Source organism: gamma proteobacterium SS-5 (assembly GCA_009497875.2).
GTDB lineage: Bacteria > Pseudomonadota > Gammaproteobacteria > Chromatiales > Chromatiaceae > Magnetovirga > Magnetovirga frankeli.
In genome coordinates this window covers 713,184-731,337 of sequence record CP032508.2, presented here as the reverse complement: position 1 = coordinate 731,337, position 18,154 = coordinate 713,184, and the positions used below count along the sequence as shown (strand labels likewise).

The following is an 18,154-nucleotide window of genomic DNA, read 5'->3' as shown; positions in this document are numbered from 1 at the left end:
CGCAAAGGACGCAAAGAAGGGAGAGGGTTTACCTCTGCCGTCGCGATCTGTAGCGCATGCCCCGTAGCAGCCTGATCGGATTAACCGTGCATTTCTCAGGATATCTTTGCGTCCTTGGCGTCCTTTGCGATCCGGTGCGTCAATTAGACGCCGCCTGGCGCTTGATTTGCAGCAGGTTGTTGGCCGCTTGCAGCACCTCCTGCTGGCCCTCGAAACCGGCCTGGCGCAGGTTGGCGCTGGGGGCGTGGAGCAGCTTGTTGGTCAGGGTGTGGGCCAGGTAACGCAGGGCCTCGTCGGCGGGCTTGCCGTTGTCGAGCATGCGCAGGGCGCGGCGGAGTACCTGATCACGCATCTGCTCGGCGTGGCTGCGGTAGTCGAGGATCACCTCCACCGCGTCCAGGGAGCGCAGCCAGCCGGCAAACTCGCGGGTTTGCAGGTCGATGATCTCCTGCGCCTGCTCGGCGGCCTCCTGGCGCGAGCGCAGGTTTTCCTGGATCACCTCCTGCAGGTCATCCACGCTGTACAGATAGACATCGGGCAGCTCGGCCACCTCGGCCTCGATATCCCGGGGTACGGCGATATCCACCATGAACATGGGCTGGTGCTTGCGCTTTTTCAGGGCGCTCTCCACCGTACCCTTGCCCAGCACCGGCAGGGGGCTGGCGGTGGAGGAGATGACGATATCCGCCTCGGCCAGGTGATTGGGCAGCTCGGTCAGGGCCAGGGCGTAGCCATCGAACTCCATCGCCAGGTTGTGCGCCCGCTCCAGGGTACGGTTGGCCACCAGGATACGACCGATGCCGTGCTGGCTGAGATGACGCGCCGCCAGTTCGATGGTCTCGCCCGCGCCGATCAACAGCGCCGTCTGCTGCGACAGGTCGGCGAAGATCTGCCGCGCCAGACTGACCGCGGCAAAGGCCACCGACACCGGACTGGAGCCGATGGCGGTGTCGGTGCGGATCTGCTTGGCCACGGCAAAGCAGTGCTGGAACAGGCGGCCGAGCAGCTTGCGGATGCTGCCTGCCTCCTGCGCGGCGGCAAAGGCGCTCTTCACCTGGCCGAGGATCTGCGGCTCGCCCAGCACCATGGAGTCCAGCCCACCGGCTACCCGCAGCAGGTGGCTGACGGCCTCCTCGTCATGGTAGCAGTACAGGTGCGGGGTCAGGCTGGCAGAGTCGATGCCGTGAAAATGGGCCAGCCATTCGATCAGGCCATCGCAGCCGTTCTGGCTGGCGCAGTAGATCTCGGTGCGATTGCAGGTGGAGAGGATCACCGCCTCATTGATATCATCCTGCCCGGCCAGCGCGGCCAGGGCCTCGCCGAGGATATCGGGGCCAAAGGTAAGGCGCTCGCGCAGGGCGACCGGAGCGGATTTGTGATTGACGCCGAGGGCGTAGATGCTCATGACCTGGGACTTCAAAAGATGAGAATTGTCATTCATGCTTGTGTAACGGGGGCAAGATACTACACATCGGTATCTGCGACAAAGCCCCCATCTTGTGATATACCGGCTTTTTTGCCCCGGATAGGCCCTATCCATGCGCTATAGATCATCGGCCCTGTTGCTCGCCCTGCTGTCCTGCCCTGCCGCCACCCTGGTTGCCGCAGCCGAGGCCGTTGCCGAGCCCTTTCAAGCGCCACCGGCGCAGCCTGGGGAGCTGAATGCCGAGGTGGTGTTCAATGTCCTGGCCGGCGAGGTGGCGGCGCACCGCCACCAGCTGGACCAGGCCTTTGCCTACACCCGCAAGGCGGCCAGCCAGACCGGCGATGCCCGCCTGGCCGAGCGCAGCGCCCGCCTGGCCCTGTTCAACAAGGACCAGCAGGCCCTGCAGGAGGTGGTTGGTTTCTGGGTGGAACGTGATCCCAACAGCCTGGAGGCGCGCCGCTTTGCCCTCTCGGTGGCGCTGGAGATGGGCAGCGAAGGGGAGGTGGAGCGGCAACTCAATGAGCTGATCACCCTGGCCCAGGCCAAGGGCGAGGACGGCTTCATCCTGGTGGCCCGGGCCCTGAGCAAGAGCAAGGAGCCACAGCGTTCGATCGACCTGATGCAGGGGCTGGTGCAGCGCCAGCCGGAGGGCCGCGAGGCCTGGTACGCCCTGGCCCTGCTGGCGGCGGAGCACAAGGACTTCAGCCGCGCCGAGCAGGCCCTGCAGGAATTGCTGCAACGCGCCCCAGTCTGGGACAAGGCCATCTCGCTCAAGGTGCAGGTACTGCTGGGCCAGGGGCAGAAGGCTCAGGCGCTGCAACTGCTGCGCGAGGCGGTCAGCGCAGCGGCAGAGGACCTGGAACTGCGCCATGCCCTAGCCCGGCTGCTGGTACAGATGGAGCAGTATCAGGAGGCCTATGACCAGTATCAGCAGCTGTTGCAGCGGCAGCCCGATAACCTGACCCTGCGCTACCCCCTGGGCGTGCTGGCGATGGAGCTGAAGAAATTCGATCAGGCCGAGCAGCACTTCCGCCAGATCAAGGACAGCCGCGGCCGACGCGATGAGGCCTCCTATTACCTGGGACGCATCGCCGAACAGCGCGAAGACCTGGCCACCGCGGTGGACTGGTACCGGCGCGTACTGGGTAGCGAGTTCCAGTTGCAGGCGCAGATCCGGGCGGCCGACCTGCTCGCCCGCCTGGGGGAGCTGGAGCAGGCCCGCGCCGCCCTGGCGGCGGCACGCGAGCAATGGCCGGAGCAGGCGGTGGCCATCTATGTCACGGAAATCGCCGTGCTCAAGGAGCATGAATTCAGCGCCGAGCAGATCTGGCAGCTGTTCGAACAGGCCCTGCGCGAGCACCCGGAGCATATCGACCTGCTCTATGCCCGTGCCCTGTTCGCCGCCGCTCAAGGCCAGGTGCGGCAACTGGAGCAAGACCTGACCCAGGTACTGCGGCAGAACCCGAAACACGCCGATGCCCTCAATGCCCTGGGCTACACTCTGGCCGATCTCACCGAGCGCCATCAGGAGGCCCTGGGCTACATCCGCCAGGCCCTGGAGCTGAAACCAAACAGCCCGGCGGTACTCGACAGCATGGGCTGGGTGCAGTACCGCCTGGGCAACCTGGATCAGGCCCTGGACTACCTGCGCCGGGCGGCGGAAAAGGTCACCGACCCGGAGATCAACGCGCACCTGGGCGAGGTGCTCTGGGTCAAGGGCGAACGCCAGCAGGCGCTGAGGGCATGGGGGCAGGTGCTGGGTGAGTTCTCCGACCACCCGGTTCTGCGCGCCACCCTGGAGCGGCTTGGCGTTAATGCGGCCGAGATTGAACAGATCAAGGCAGGCGACACGGGGGCTGAGGCGCAATGAACTGGCGATTACCACTGCTGTTGGCCTGCTCCCTGCTGCTGGTCGGCTGCAACACCCTCAGCCCCAGCCTGAAACAGACCAAGAAGGCCGCCCTGATCGGCCCCGAGCTGCCGCAGCACTGGGTACTTGCCGGGCGCATCGGCGTACTCAAGGGCGGCGAGGGCTGGCATGGCAAGATGGACTGGCGGCAGGACAAGACCGATTTTACCATCCGCATCCTCGGCCCCTTCGGCGGCGAGCAGGCCGAACTGCGCCACCGCAACGACAAGCTGGAACTGCGCGGGTCCAACGGTAAATCCGTCTCGGGACCACGCCTGGCCGCCTGGGAGCGCGACACCTTCGGTACCTCGCTGCCGGTCAACGCCCTGCCCTACTGGCTGCACGGCCACCCCTTCCCCGGTGAACAGGCCAGCCCCCAGCGGGATGCCAAGGGCCAGCTCAAGGAATTGCGCCAACTGGGCTGGCGGGTGATCTACAGCGACTGGGGCCAGCGCGGCGGCAGGCCCATGCCCGGCAAACTCAGCCTGGAGCGTAACCAGGTGCGCATCAAACTGATCATCAATGAGTACAACCGCCGCGGCTGAAACCGGCCCCTGGCCGGCCCCGGCCAAGCTCAACCTGATGCTGCGCGTGCTCGGCCGACGGGAGGACGGCTATCACCGGCTGCAAACGGTGTTTCAGTTCATCGACCACTGCGATGAGCTGGAATTCCACACCAACCCCAGCGGCCTTGTGCGGCTGCTCAACCCGCAGCCGGATGTGCCGCAGGATCAAGACCTGGTGATACGCGCCGCACGCCTGCTGCAGGCCGAGGCCGACAGCGGCCAGGGGGTGGACATCCGCCTGCACAAGCGCATCCCCGCGGGCGCGGGCCTGGGCGGCGGCAGCTCGGACGCCGCCACCTGCCTGCTGGCGCTGAACCGGCTCTGGCGGCTGCACTGGCCCCGCCAGCGCCTGGCCCAGCTGGGCCTGCGCCTGGGGGCCGATGTCCCCATCTTCATCCTCGGCCAGGCGGCCTGGGCCGAGGGCGTGGGCGAGCAACTGACCCCCATGGACCTGCCCGAGCCCTGGTATCTGTGCCTCTCCCCGGCCTGCCAGGTCTCCACCGGGGCGGTGTTCGGCGCAGCGGAATTGACACGGGACGCCGCCCCAATCAGAATAGCCGCCTTTCGCGCAGGCCAGGTGGAAAACAGCTGTGAGACCCTGGTGCGGCAACGCTACCCCCAGGTGGACGCGGCCATGACCTGGCTCGGCCAACACGGCCAGGCCCGCCTCACCGGCACCGGTGCCACGGTATTTCTCGACTGCGTCGGCCGGGCAGAGGCCGAAGGCTTGCTGCAACAGGCGCAACAACAGGGATTCAAGGGCTTTGTCGCTAAGGGGATGAATCAATCACCACTGCTGGCGAAGTTACAGTGTTGAAAAAAGGCTGGTCGCTCGCGGCTGGCCACTGATCATTGGGGCGTAGCCAAGTGGTTAAGGCACCGGGTTTTGATCCCGGCACGCGAAGGTTCGAATCCTTCCGCCCCAGCCAAACTAAAAGGCACCGGGTTTTGATCCCGGCAGGCGAAGGTTCGACAAATTCGCCGGGAGCGAATTTGAACGCCGCAGCGCAGTGGAGGCGGCCCCGCAGGGGTGGAGGGCAGGGCGCCCGGGATCATCCTTCCGCCCCAGCCAAATCAAAAAGTTTGAAGGGTGAAGTTTGAAGGGTGAAGTATGAAAGGAAGCGAGTTTAACTTCGGAGTCTAATCCGCGAGCCAAACAGCTGGCTGCTTATGGCTGGACGCTGCCCCCTGACCACTCAGTCCCCACCACCCACAGCGCCTACGAGGAGCCTCCTGATGCCAAATGCCGGCATGATGGTATTTTCCTGCAACGCCAATCCCGGTCTGGCCGAAGAGATCGTGCAACGCCTCACCATCCCCCTGGGCAAGGCGGTGGTGGCCCAGTTCAGCGACGGTGAGATCCTGGTCGAGGTGCAGGAGAACGTGCGTGGCCGGGATGTCTATGTGGTGCAATCCACCTCGGCACCCACCAATGACAACCTGATGGAGTTACTGGTCACCATAGACGCACTGCGCTGGGCCTCGGCCGGGCGCATCACCGCCGTCATCCCCTACTTCGGCTATGCCCGCCAGGACCGCCGTCCGCGCTCGGCGCGGGTGCCCATCACCGCCCGCATGGTGGCCAAGATGATCGCCAGCGCCGGTGCCGACCGGGTACTCACCGTCGATCTCCACGCCGATCAGATCCAGGGCTTCTTCGACATCCCGGTGGACAACGTCTATGCCTCGCCGGTACTGCTGCACGATATCTGGTGCCACATGAGCGATGACCTGATGGTGGTCTCCCCCGACGTGGGCGGCGTGGTGCGTGCCCGTGCCCTGGCCAAGCGGTTGGACGATGCCGACCTGGCCATCATCGACAAGCGTCGGCCCAAGCCCAATGAGGCACGGGTGATGAACATCATCGGCGACGTGGAAGGGCGCAGCTGTGTGCTCATCGACGACCTGGTGGATACCGCCGGCACCCTCTGCCTGGCGGCCAAGGCGCTGAAGGAACAGGGTGCCTCGCGGGTGACGGCCTACTGCACCCATCCGGTGCTGTCCGGGCCTGCGGTGAGCAACATCAACAACTCGGTGCTGGATGAGCTGGTGGTGACCAACTCCATTCGCCTTTCCCCCGAGGCGGAGGCCTGTGCTAAAATTCGCCAGTTGAGCATCGGCGAGATGCTGGCCGAGACCATCCGCCGCATCAGCAACAACGAATCGGTCAGCTCCCTGTTTGTGGACTGACCGGTCGGCCGCAAGGCCAAGCAGACTGCCGTCCAACCCTGGTCGCGGGGGAGGACGGTTTTTTTATCCCAGCCTATTTTGGAGAAAACCCATGGAAAACTTTATTGTCAACGCCAAGCCGCGCACAGACACAGGGAAGGGTGCGAGCCGCCGCCTGCGTCACGGCGGCAACATCCCCGGTATCGTCTATGGCGGTGATACCGAGCCACAGATGCTGGAGCTGGAGCACAGCGAGATGCAGCGCCACCTGGAGCATGAGGCCTTCTATTCCCACATCCTCACCCTGAACCTGGATGGCAAGGAAGAAAAGGTGGTACTCAAGGACCTGCAGCGCCACCCGGCCAAGCCCTTCATCCAGCACGTGGACTTCCTGCGCGTGAAGGAAGGCAAGGCCATCCGCATGACCGTGCCGGTACACTTCCGGAACGAGGCCACTGCCCCCGGCGTCAAGCGTGGCGGCACCGCCACCAAGTACATGACCAGCGTCGAGCTGGCCTGCGTACCGGCCGATCTGCCCGAGTTCATTGAGATCAACATGGCCGATCTGGACGTGGGTGACTCGGTACACCTGGCCGACATCCAGCTGCCCGAAGGCGTCAGCTTCCCCGCCCTGGCCCGTGGCCCGGAGCACAACTACGCCGTGGTCGCCATCCTGGGTGGTCGCAACGTCAAGTAGGCCTTGGCCGGTAAGGCCGAAAAGAGCAGTTGCCACAGAGCACTCAAAGACTTTGTGATCTCTTTAGCCTGACTACGTCCCCCACTCTCATCTCTAGAGAGAGAGTCAAATCGCCCCTTTAAAAAGGGGGCTTTCAACCCCCCCCCTTTACCAAAGGGGGGCAGGGGGGATTTCTTCAGCGCCCGCCTAACCAGCAGCGCCGGAATCCCCCTCAATCCCCCTTTTGCAAAGGGGTGAGGCCAAATCCAACAGGGCTCTTAACCCTTGCCTTTCTTCTCCTTGCCCTTGCGGGCTGGCTTGTTGTCTTCCTGGATACGGCTGATGTTCAGCCGCTGGCCACAGACCCAGACCTTTTTCAAATCGCCAAAGACATCCTCGGGCATGCCCAGGGGCAGGTCGATCAGGCTGAACTCCTCCTGGATATCGATGTGGCCTATGTACTGGGAATCCAGCCCGGCCTCGTTGGCGATGGCACCGACGATATTGCCTGGCTTGACCTTGTGGTTGTGCCCCACCTCGATGCGAAACCGCTCCATGCCCTTGGGTGGCCGCTCCGGGCCCTTGAAGCCGCGCCCCTCCCCCTTGTCCCGCTTGGGCCGTTCCGGCCGTTCGGAGCGCTCCGGCCGCTCGTATTTCTCCGCAGATGGCGCACGTTTTGGCTCCGGCTTCAGCAGCAACTCCCGCTCACCCAGGGAGATCTTGGCCAGGGCTGCGGCGATCTCCAGGGCGGAGATATCGTGTTCCTGCTGATACTGCTCGATCAAACCCTGCAGAAAGTCCAGCTCACCGGCGGCCAGCACGTCGCTGATGCCCTGCTTGAAGGCGGCAATGCGCTTGCTGTTGACCATCTCGGTGGAGGGCAGCTTGAGCAGTTCGATCTTCTGCTTGGTGGCACGCTCGATGGCGGCCAACATGCGCCGCTCGCGGGGGGCGACGAAGAGGATGGCGTCACCCTTGCGCCCGGCCCGACCGGTACGGCCGATGCGGTGGATATAGGCCTCGGTGTCATAGGGGATGTCGTAGTTGATGACGTGGCTGACCCGCTCCACGTCCAGGCCACGGGCGGCCACGTCTGTGGCCACCAGGATATCCAGGGAACCTTGCTTGAGCCGCTCCACCATCTGCTCGCGCTGCTTTTGCGCCATGTCGCCGTTGAGGGCGGCGGCGGCATAGCCCCGCGCCTCCAGCTTCTGCGCCAGCTCCAGGGTGGCGGTCTTGGTGCGCACGAAGAGGATGATGCCGTCGAAGGTCTCCACCTCCAGGATGCGGGTCAGGGCATCCAGCTTGTGCAGGCCGCTGACCAGCCAGTAGCGCTGACGGATGGTGTCGGCGGTGGCGGTGCGGGTCTTGATGGCGATCTCCTGCGGATCCTGCATGTGCTGGCGGGCGATGCGCTGGATCTCCTTGGGCAGGGTGGCGGAGAACAGCGCCATCTGTCGCTTTTCCGGCATCTTCTGCAGGATCCACTCCACATCGTCGATGAAGCCCATGCGCAGCATCTCATCGGCCTCGTCCAGCACCAGGGTCTTGAGGCCGTCGAGATTCAGCCGCCCCTTGTCCATGTGATCCATCACCCGCCCTGGGGTACCCACTACCACATGCACGCCGCGCTTGAGCTGGCGGATCTGGCCGGCATAGTCCTGACCGCCGTAGATGGGCAGGACGTGAAAGCCCTTGATGTGCGCCGCGTAGCGCTGAAAGGCCTCGGCCACCTGAATGGCCAGCTCGCGGGTGGGTGCCAGTACCATCACCTGCACCTGAGGGTTGTCGATCTCGATGCGCGCCAGCAGGGGCAGGGCAAAGGCGGCGGTCTTGCCGGTGCCGGTGGGGGCATGACCGAGCAGGTCCAGCCCATTGAGCAGGGGTGGAATGGCCTGGGCCTGGATCGGCGTGGGGCTTTCGTAGCCGACTTCGTCGAGTACGGACAAAAGGGCTGCGGGCAGATTCAGCTCACGAAAGCTGCTGACGGCGGGGGAAGTATCGGACATGAAGGTACCTGGAATGAGGGAAAGGACGGCCTAGGAGCCTGTCGGATTTAGGATGCTCCTACTGCGCCGGTGGGAAGAACGGCCCAGAATTGTTTTGAACATTGGCCCCGATTTTTCGTTGCGTAGGGAAACTATGCGCCTCAAAATCGTGAAAATTTGTTCTCGTTCTCCCACCTTGCTCGCTACGGACACCTAAACCCGACAGGCTCCTAGCGGGGCAGTATAAGGCCCCAGAGGGCTTTGCGATAGCAGAAGACAGAGGACAGAGGGGAAGCCCGGTGTGGTTCACCGGGTAAACGGGGTGATCAGGCAAACCTTTGCGTCCTTTGCGAATCCTTTAGCGTACTTTGCACTCCAAGGGATATTACAGAACCCCATGGCGGCTTATCGACTGGTGGTTGCGGGCAAAAATGTATAAACTAGTGCAAAAATATCTTATAACTGCTTAAATAATAAGCAGACAACACAAGAAACCCTCCCATGAGCGAAGAGATACTGATCAACGTCACCCCCCCCGAGACCCGCGTGGCCTTGATCGAGAACGGCTCGGTGCAGGAGCTGATGATCGAGCGCTCGCGCCGCCGCGGCCTGGTGGGCAACATCTACAAGGGTCTGGCATCCCGCGTCCTGCCGGGGATGCAGGCCGCCTTCATCGACATCGGTCTGGAGCGGGCCGCCTTTCTGCATGCCTCGGACATCATCAGCAGCAACGGCGACAACCCCGGCCAGAGCATCGATGAACAGCTGCGCGAGGGCCAGGGCATCATCGTCCAGGTGGTCAAGGACCCCCTGGGCACCAAGGGTGCCCGCCTCACCACCAACCTCTCCATCCCCTCGCGCTATCTGGTGTATATGCCCTCGCTGAAGAGCGCCGGGGTATCGCAACGCATCCTCAACGAGGAGGAGCGCCAGCGCCTGCGCGACCTGCTCAACCGCCCCGAGGGCGAGCGCATCGCCCAAAACGGCGGCTTCATCGCCCGCACCGCTGCCGAGGGTGCCACCGAGGAGGCCCTGAGCAGCGATATCGAATACCTCAGCCGCCTCTGGCAGTCGGTGCAGGAGCGCATCGCCAGCGCCCAGCCGCCCAGCCTGATCCACGAGGACCTGCCTCTGGCCCTGCGCGCCCTGCGCGACCTGATCGGCCCCCAGGTGGAGAAGGTGCGCATCGACTCCCGCTCCACCTGGAGCAGGCTCAACGCCTTTGCCGAGCAATTCATGCCGGAGATGGCGGAGAAGATCGAGTATTACCCCGGTGAGCGGCCCATCTTTGATCTGTACGGCGTCGAGGACGAGATCCAGAAGGCCCTGGAGCGCAAGGTGGAGCTCAAATCCGGCGGCCATCTGGTGATCGACCAGACCGAGGCGATGACCACCATCGATGTCAACACCGGCGCCTTTGTCGGCCACCGCAATCTGGAAGAGACCATCTTCAAGACCAACCTGGAGGCGGCCCAATCCATCTGCCGCCAGCTGCGGCTGCGCAATCTGGGCGGCATCATCATCATCGACTTCATCGACATGGAGGACGAGGAGCACAAGCGCCAGGTGCTGCGCGCCCTGGAGAAGTGCCTGTCCCATGACCATGCCCGTACCCATGTGTCCGAGGTCTCCTCCCTCGGCCTGGTGCAGATGACGCGCAAGCGCACCCGCGAGTCCCTCGGCCATGTGCTCTGCGTGCCCTGCAGCTGCTGCGGCGGCAAGGGCTCGATGAAATCGGTGCAGACCACCTGCTATGAGATCTTCCGCGAGCTGCTGCGCGAATCCCGTCAGTTCGAGATGGAACAGCTGCTGGTACTGGCCAGTCAGGAAGTGATCGACTGCCTGCTGGACGAGGAATCCGACCACCTGGCGGAGCTGGAACAGTTCATCGGCAAGCCGATCAAGCTGCAGGCCGAACCGCTCTATTCGCAGGAGCAGTTCGACATAGTGCCGGTCTGACGGCCATGCCGATGCGACCCCACTCGGATCGCAAAGGACGCAAAGGATTCGCCAAGGACGCCAAGACCCACCTGGATCGCCCCTCTTGCCCATGCCCCTGCTGATACCCCTTGGCCTGCGTCGGCTGCTGCTTGGCGCCCTGCTTGCCTGGGGCCTGCTGGTGGGGCTGGCGCGGCTGGGGCTGCCGCTGCTGGCGGAGCGCTGGCAGCCGGAGTTGCTGCAGGCCTTGAGCCATGCCCTGCACCCCGGCCTGGGCCTGCAATCCCTCAGTATCCAGCGCATCAGCGCCCGCTGGCAGGGCCTTGGCCCCCAGCTGCGCCTGCACCGGCTGCGGCTGAGCGGGCAGCAGGGACAAGCCCTGGATCTGGCCGAGGTACGACTAGAGCTGGCCCTGTGGGACTCCCTCTGGCAGCTGCGGCCGGTACTGGGCCGCGTCTCACTGATCGGGGCTAAGCTTCGGCTGCGCCAGCTGGCGGATGGCTCTGTGCAATGGATCAACGGATCAGCCAGTCCAGGTAGGTCGGGCTTCAGCCCGACTGTCGTCCCGCAGGGCGACTGGCCGCACAGGACATCTGAGCTAGCCAATCCTCAGTCTCGAATCCCCAGCCTCCTGCCCCGACAGCTGGACCTGATCGACAGCCAGATCCAGCTCCAGCTGGCCCAGGGCGATGCCCCCCTGCAGCTGGAGCAACTCAACCTGCGCCTGGACCTGCAACAGCAGGGCTTCAGCCTCCAGGGGCGGTTACAGATTGGCACCCGGCAGGCCGAGCGATCCCAGAACGAGCCAAGCCAGCAGGCCAATCACATCCGCCTCGGCGCCCGGATCCAGGGCCCGCTGCCGCGGCCCGAGCTCTGGTCCGGCCAGCTCTATGTGCAACTGCAACAGCTGGCCCTGGACGCCAGCCTGGCGCGCCTGGTCCCGGCGGACTGGCGGCAGCTGCAGGGCCAGCTCGGCCTGCGCCTCTGGGCCAACCTGAGCCAAGGCCAGCTGCAGGACCTGCAGGGGGATGTGCGGCTGGCCGGGCTGCGCCTGCTGCGGCAACTACGCCAGCGCCTCAGCGGCTATGACCTGGACCTGCTGCAGGGACGCTTCCACTGGCGGCGCCAAGGCGAGGACTGGGGGCTGGCGCTTGATGACCTGCAACTGGCCCGGCAGCAGACCCAGTGGCCCAAGACCGCCATCCAGCTACAGGGACGGGGCACCCAGCAGATACAGGCGGCGATCGAGTTTTTGCGCCTGGAGGACATACTCGCCCTGGTCATGCTGCTGCCGGAGAACCGGGCCGAGACCCTGCTTACCGGCCTGCAGCGGGTGCAGCCGCTGGGGGATCTGCGCCAGCTGCGCTTTCAGCGCGATGGCCCGCGCTGGCGGCTGACCGGCAGCGCCGAGCGCATCCGCACCCTGGCCTGGGGCTATGTACCGGCCATCAACAGCCTGTCGGCGACATTTCGCGCCGACCAGGACGGCGGCATCGCCCAGCTGGATAACCGGGATGTGCAGCTGGCCTTCGCCAACGACCTCTTCTCCCAGCCCATGCGCCTGGCCCGCCTACTGGGCGAGGTCCATTGGCAGCGCCACCCCCAGGGCTGGCAGCTCGGCAGCCAGGACCTGCGCCTGAACACGCCGGACTTCAAGACCGGCACCCGCTTCAGCCTGAGCATCCCCGACCAGGGCCAGGCCCACCTGGACCTGCACAGCCGCCTGGAACAGGGCGATGTGGCCTATGTGCACCAGTATCTGCCGGTGGGCATCATGAACCCCAAGGTGGTGCGCTGGCTGGACCGCGCCCTGGTGGCGGGGCGCATCCATAGTGGCGAGGCGGTGTTTCTCGGCCCGCTGCGGGATTTCCCCTTCGACCAGCGCCGCAGCGGGCACTTCGATGCCCGCCTCGACACCCAGGCGGTGACCCTGGATTACCAAACCGGCTGGCCCCGGCTGGAGAGGGCCCGCATCGGCCTGCGCTTTGCCAACAACAGCTTCAGCGCCCAGCTGCAGGAGGCGGAGATCTCCGCCAGCCGGGTGCTCCAGGCCCAGGTGCGTATTGACCGCCTGTTCCCGGTCACCGCCCTGGAGCTGAAGGGCGAGGTACAGGGGCCGCTATCGGATGAGCTGCGGGTGCTGCGGGAAACCCCCCTGGCCCGGCGCTTCGGCGGCCTGACCGAAGGGGTCAGCGCCGAGGGCGATGTCCGCCTGGCCATTGGCCTGCGCGTACCCCTGCGCAAAGAAGACCCGGATGAGATCCAGGTGCAGGGGCGGCTGCATTTTCTCGACAACAGCCTGGAGCTGGCCCGCTGGGACCTGCGCCTGGCGCGGCTGCGCGGCGAGCTGGAATTTGATGATCAGGGGGTGAGGGCCGAGGGGCTGCAGGCCGAGACCCTGGGCAGCGCCATCCGCCTGCAGATCAAGCCAGCGCGGCAGGGGCCGCGCCGCACCGAGATCCTGGCCCTGGGCCGCTTCGACCCGGCGCAGCTGAGCCAGCAGCGCCTGGGCCAGGCCCTGCCGTTTGCCTCCGGCCACAGCGACTGGCACCTGCTGCTGCAAGTCCCTCATCCAGCAGAAGGCCAGGACAAACCGGCAGCGGTGAGCCTGCAACTCAGCTCCGATCTGCAAGGGGTCAAGCTCGATCTGCCCGCCCCTCTGGGCAAGACCGCCAAGCAGAAGATGCCGCTGGAGCTGCATCTGGAGCTGGCCCAGACACCCCTGCCGGCCCGGCTGCGCTGGGGTGACCGGCTCCAGGCCCAGCTGTTGCTGGCGGACGGTCAGCTACACAGCGGCAGCATCCAACTGGGCGGCGCTGCGGCCAAGCCGCCCGCGGCCAAGGGGCTGATGGTCCAGGGGCAACTGCCCAGGTTACAGCTCGATCCCTGGATCGAACTGCTGAACAAGGGCCCAGCCAGCGACCTGCGGCTCCCCCTGCCCCAGGTCAATCTGCGGCTCGGCCAGCTTGAGCTGTTCGGCTTTCGCTTGAATGAACTGAGCATCCAGGGCGGCGCCCAGGCCCAGGGCTGGGCGGCACAGCTGAACAGCCCCCAGTTGCAGGGCCAGCTGCGCCTGCCCGCCGATCTCAAGGCCGGGCCGATCGAGCTCAGGCTCAAGCAACTGGCCTTCAACCTCAGCGCCGATGACCAGCCGTACCAGCCCAAACCGCCCAGCCGCCTGGACCCCGCCCGACTGCCGGGCCTGCGCCTGAGCAGTGAGCAACTGCTGCTCAACGGCCACAACCTGGGGCGGCTGGAGCTGCACAGCCAGCAGACGGGCGAAGGCCTGGACTTCAGTCGGCTGAAGATCGAATCCGACTGGTTCAAGCTCAATCTGCGCGGCCAATGGCGGCAGAAGGCCAAGCAGGTGCCCCAATGCAGCGCCATGTTCAAGCTGGAGGCCAGCGACATGGGCCGCCTGCAGCGGGTACTGGACGACGTGGCCGACCTGCACCGGGCACCGGGGCGCATCGCCGGCAACCTGAGCTGGTCCGGTTCGCCGCTGGATATCGCCAACCGGGAGCTGGACGGCGAGCTGGAGCTGGACCTGGACAAGGGCAGCATCATCGAGCTGGAGCCCGGTGCCGGGCGGGTATTTGGCCTGCTCAACCTGGGTGCCCTGCAGCGCCGCCTGAGCCTGGACTTCAGCGACCTGCTGGGCAAGGGCTTTGGTTTTGACCGTATCAGCGGCCGCTTTGTCCTGCATGACGGCGTGGCCGACACCAACAACCTGTCCATCGAGGCCCCCACCGGGGTGATCAATCTCTACGGCCGCACCCACCTGCAAAGCAAGGAGCTGGATCAGATGATCGAGGTGATCCCCGACATCACCGGCACCCTGGCCACCGCCGGCACCCTCGTCGGCGGCCCGGTGGTGGGCGCGGCCCTGTTTCTGGCCAACCAGGTGATCGGCAAGGAGCTGAACAAGATCAGCCGGGTGCGCTACCTGCTCAACGGCCCCTGGGACAACCCCCAGATCCGCCGCTATGGCCAGGACGAAACCGACGCCAAGGGTCCAGACCAGGACCACAAGGCCGAAGACCCCTTTGGGGTGCAGTGAAACAGGGGACAGATGACAGAGGGTTGACGGCGCTGGGACAGAATAAGGGGGGGGATGAACATAGGGCGGGCCGTGCCCGCCGCCAGGCCACAGGGCCAGGGACACGGCGGCCAAGGGCCGCCCTATGTGGCACGCATGATGGCGGCGGAGCGCTCGGCGTTGTCGTCGGCGGTCTTCATCATCTTCACCTGCAGCTCGAAACGGCGGGAGAGCTCGATCATATCCACCAGGGCCTCGGCGGGATTGACGTTGCTGCCCTCGATCGCCCCCTGCACCAGACGCACATTGGCATCGGCCTCGGCCGGTTCACCGTCGTTGTTGCGGATCAGGCCATCGTTGCCCTTTTTCATCTGCTGCAGGTCGGGGTTGACCAGCTTGATGCGCTCCACCACGGCCAGTTCATTGGGGTTGGCACCGGGGGGGCGGATGGAGATGGTGCCATCGGCGGCGATGATCACCTTGTCCGCCGGGGGGATGGCAATCGGGCCGCCATCGCCCATCACCGGCAGGCCGGTGCCCGTGGTCAGCATGCCGTTGGCATCGGTACGAAAATCACCGGCTCGGGTATAGGCCTCGGTGCCGTCTTTGGCCTGCACCGCGATCCAGCCGTTGCCATTGATCGCCACGTCCAGGTCATGGCCGGTCTGGATCAGTGGCCCGGCGGTAAAGTCGGTGGCCGGGCGCTCGCTCATGGCATAGACCCGGGTGGGGTGACCGTTGCCAAACACCGGCATGCTGCGAAACTGCTGCAGGTCGGCGCGAAAGCCCGTGGTGGAGGCATTGGCCAGGTTGTTGTTGTTGGCCGACTGGGCCAGCATGGTCTCTTTGGCGCCGCTCATGGCGACATACAGCATACGGTCCATGGTCAATTAGCTCCTCTATATTAGGGACGCAGAGGGCGCAAAGAAGCGCAGAGAGCGCCGAGTTTCACTCGTTCCCACGCAGCGCGTGGGAACGAGAAAATACCCTATTACTAGATATTCAGAATGGTCTGGGTCAGGGTCTTGTTGGTGGTGATGACCTGGGCGTTGGCCTGGTAGTTGCGCTGGGCGATGATCAGCTTCACCAGCTGGCTGGCCAGATCGGTGTTGGAGGACTCGGTAGCACCCGACTGCACGCTGCCGAAGTCCGAGGTCAGGGGGCCGCCGACCTGCGGCTCGCCGGCCGCCGCCGAGTACTGCCAGGCGGTATCACCGGCCTTGCTCAGGCCCTGGGGGTTGTTGAAGTTGGCCAGGGCAATCTTACCCATGGCCATGGACTGACCGTTGGTGTAACGGGCATAGACGCCACCGTCTGGCTCCACGTCGATACCGTTGAGGCGGCCCACGGTATAGCCATCCTGAGACAGATTATTGACACTGAAGGGGCTGCCATATTGGGTCAAGGATGAAAAATCCAGCACAACAGTATCATTATAGCTATTTGCTGTACTATCGTATGCCCCAATGTTAGTTCCGTTACTAAGGGTTACTAATTCAGAAGACTGGTATGTAGTGGGATCGGTAGGATCTACTGCTGTACCGCCAACAGTAGCAAGCTTGCCACTTGAATCAAATGTCAGGGCAATGGGCGAGTTTGCGGTATCGGTAAAAGTACCATCACCCTCATCTACCTGCACATGGGCATTCCACTCATTATCTGCTGTCTTGACGAAATAATAATTGGCAATATGTGAATTACCCTGTGAATCGTAAAAATTCATTGATGTCGAGCTATTATAGGTATCTGGATCACTTACATCAAAGGCTAGCGCTGGGATAGTCTCTGTAGAATCCAGATTGATCGCCAAGGATACATCCTCGGTAGCATTGGGCTCCCCCTGGTCCGGCGGCAGCTTCAGGTCATCCAAGGCCTCGGGGGCCGCCGAATCGACGAACTCCACATTGGGAATATCAAAGGGGTCCGTGGTTCCCTTCACCGGCAACACCTGCACCCGGCGCTCGGCATGGTTGACCACATAGCCGTCCTTATCCACGGAGAACTGACCGGCGCGGGTGTAGTAGATCTCGTCGTTGGGCGATTTGGTGATGAAAAAACCCTCGCCATTCATCGCCAGGTCCAGGCTGTTGCCGGTGAACTCTACGGTACCCTGGGTGAACTGCTGGGTCACGCCGGTTACCTTGACCCCGCGGCCGGTGGACTGGCCCTCGACCTCGCCGATGGTGTTGGCATAGACATCGGCAAACTCGGCGCGGCCCTCCTTGAAGCCCACGGTGCTGGAGTTGGCTATGTTGTGTGAAGTGGCGTCCAGGTCCGTTTGGGCGGCATACAGGCCACTGACGGCAATTGCGTAAGACATCTCTGTTCTCCTGATCTTTAATCTATCAACTGAATCTACTGAATGCGTGAAACGCTGCTGAAGGGCACGCTGCCCATGCCGGTGAGATTAAGCACCAGCTCTTCGTTGTTCTTGCCCACCACCACGCTCTCCACCCGGGACGGGACCAGGGTGCTGACCGGTGTCCGGCCGTCGCCGTCCAGATAATCCGCTTCTATCCGGTAGATGCCCTCAGGGGCCTGACCACCGGCATCCAGGCTGCCATCCCAGCTGAAGGTCAGGGGGCCTTCGGGCTGGGTGCCCAGGTCCAGGGACTTGACCAGGCCGCCAGCGGAGTCAAACAGACGCACCTGCAGATTCTGCGTGCTGGAGTCCAGTTGCAGCTCGCCCTCCAGGCCGGTGTCCGGGCTGAAGTAGGCCTGATTGCCCTCGGTGAGCACGCTGCGGCCCACCAGCCCGCCGGCCTGCAGGGCCTGGCTGGAGGTGAGTGAGTTGGCCAGGGCATCAAAGTTTTCGTTCAGGGTGACCATCCCCTCGACCGCAGTGAACTGCGCCATCTGACTGAGGAATTCATTGCTGTCCTGGGGGTTGAGCGGGTCCTGATTCTGCATCTGGGCGGTCATCAGGTTGAGAAAGGTGTCCATCCCCATCTCATCCTTGTCCTCCTTCTCCAACGCCTTGAGCTGGTCGTTGGTGCGCAGGCCAAGGGCCTCAAGGCTGGAGCTGTCTGTTATGGCTGTCATGGTCTCTTACCTGGTTAAAATTTGGGGTCCGCAAATGAACGCGAATAAACGCGGATGTTTAAAGCCTTCGCGGCCAAGGCCGCTCCTACATCCTTGGCCTTGGCGGTGGGAGCGGGCTTGCCCGCGACTCCGACAGCCTTCGCGGCCAAGGCCGCTCCTACACCCTTGGGCCTACCGGTGGGAGCGGGCTTGCCCGCGATTCCGACAGCCTTCGCGGCCAAGGCCGCTCCTACATCCTTGGCCTTGGCGGTGGGAGCGGGCTTGCCCGCGATTCCGACAGCCTTCGCGGCCAAGGCCGCTCCTACACCCTTGGGCTTGGCGGCGGGCGCGGCCCGCCCTATGCCCTGGCGTGCTTGATATAATTTGTGTTCATTGGCGTTCATTGGCGGACCTATTTTTAT

General features: G+C 64.2%; 13 protein-coding genes and 1 tRNA gene. 8 read left to right on the top strand and 6 right to left on the bottom strand.

Going from position 1 to position 18,154, the window contains the following annotated elements; genetic code table 11:
• Positions 1 to 139: 139 nt before the first annotated feature.
• Complete coding sequence (locus D5125_08570; GenBank protein ID QFY89534.1) at positions 140 to 1,405, bottom strand: glutamyl-tRNA reductase; 1,266 nt, start codon at positions 1,403 to 1,405, stop codon at positions 140 to 142.
• A gap of 133 nt (positions 1,406 to 1,538) precedes the next feature.
• On the opposite strand from D5125_08570, the gene D5125_08565 reads away from it, so the two are divergent.
• From D5125_08565 to D5125_08540, 6 genes are all read left to right on the top strand, one after another.
• Positions 1,539 to 3,296 carry a tetratricopeptide repeat protein gene (locus D5125_08565; protein ID QFY89533.1) on the top strand — a complete coding sequence of 586 codons (1,758 nt, stop codon included), beginning with the start codon at positions 1,539 to 1,541 and terminating at the stop codon, positions 3,294 to 3,296.
• A complete protein-coding gene (gene lolB / locus D5125_08560) occupies positions 3,293 to 3,880 on the top strand; it encodes an outer membrane lipoprotein LolB (protein QFY89532.1) in 588 nt (195 codons plus the stop codon). Before D5125_08565 ends, lolB begins: the two co-directional genes overlap by 4 nt.
• On the top strand, positions 3,858 to 4,718 hold the full coding sequence (gene ispE, locus D5125_08555) for a 4-(cytidine 5'-diphospho)-2-C-methyl-D-erythritol kinase (GenBank protein QFY89531.1): 861 nt from the start codon (positions 3,858 to 3,860) through the stop codon (positions 4,716 to 4,718). The genes lolB and ispE overlap by 23 nt, the downstream gene beginning before the upstream one ends.
• Before the next feature lie 36 nt (positions 4,719 to 4,754).
• A tRNA-Gln gene (locus tag D5125_08550) sits at positions 4,755 to 4,830 on the top strand.
• Positions 4,831 to 5,137: 307 nt separating this feature from the next.
• Positions 5,138 to 6,091, top strand: coding sequence for a ribose-phosphate diphosphokinase (locus D5125_08545; GenBank protein ID QFY89530.1), 954 nt, complete (start codon positions 5,138 to 5,140; stop codon positions 6,089 to 6,091).
• Between the two features lie 91 nt (positions 6,092 to 6,182).
• Positions 6,183 to 6,767 carry a 50S ribosomal protein L25/general stress protein Ctc gene (locus tag D5125_08540; protein QFY89529.1) on the top strand — a complete coding sequence of 195 codons (585 nt, stop codon included), beginning with the start codon at positions 6,183 to 6,185 and terminating at the stop codon, positions 6,765 to 6,767.
• Between the two features lie 257 nt (positions 6,768 to 7,024).
• Here the strand turns inward: D5125_08540 and D5125_08535 are convergent, their stop codons facing one another.
• Entirely contained in the window at positions 7,025 to 8,755 is a 1,731-nt protein-coding gene (locus D5125_08535) for a DEAD/DEAH box helicase (protein QFY89528.1), read from the bottom strand.
• A 480-nt stretch (positions 8,756 to 9,235) separates the two neighbouring features.
• Here D5125_08535 and rng point away from each other — a divergent pair, with 480 nt between their 5' ends.
• Positions 9,236 to 10,693 (top strand): ribonuclease G, encoded by a 1,458-nt coding sequence (gene rng, locus D5125_08530; protein ID QFY89527.1) that lies wholly within the window; start codon positions 9,236 to 9,238, stop codon positions 10,691 to 10,693.
• Between the two features lie 91 nt (positions 10,694 to 10,784).
• A complete protein-coding gene (locus tag D5125_08525; protein QFY89526.1) occupies positions 10,785 to 14,732 on the top strand; it encodes a TIGR02099 family protein in 3,948 nt (1,315 codons plus the stop codon).
• Between the two features lie 122 nt (positions 14,733 to 14,854).
• Here D5125_08525 and flgF read toward each other — a convergent pair whose 3' ends face one another.
• From flgF to D5125_08505, 4 genes are all read right to left on the bottom strand, one after another.
• On the bottom strand, positions 14,855 to 15,595 hold the full coding sequence (flgF, locus tag D5125_08520; GenBank protein ID QFY89525.1) for a flagellar basal-body rod protein FlgF: 741 nt from the start codon (positions 15,593 to 15,595) through the stop codon (positions 14,855 to 14,857).
• A gap of 110 nt (positions 15,596 to 15,705) precedes the next feature.
• Positions 15,706 to 17,031 carry a flagellar hook protein FlgE gene (flgE, locus tag D5125_08515; protein ID QFY89524.1) on the bottom strand — a complete coding sequence of 442 codons (1,326 nt, stop codon included), beginning with the start codon at positions 17,029 to 17,031 and terminating at the stop codon, positions 15,706 to 15,708.
• Positions 17,032 to 17,066: 35 nt separating this feature from the next.
• Positions 17,067 to 17,753: a flagellar hook assembly protein FlgD gene (locus D5125_08510; GenBank protein QFY89523.1), complete on the bottom strand. Its 687-nt coding sequence runs from the start codon at positions 17,751 to 17,753 to the stop codon at positions 17,067 to 17,069.
• A 14-nt stretch (positions 17,754 to 17,767) separates the two neighbouring features.
• A complete protein-coding gene (locus D5125_08505) occupies positions 17,768 to 18,136 on the bottom strand; it encodes a hypothetical protein (GenBank protein QFY89522.1) in 369 nt (122 codons plus the stop codon).
• Between the last annotated feature and the right edge of the window lie 18 nt (positions 18,137 to 18,154).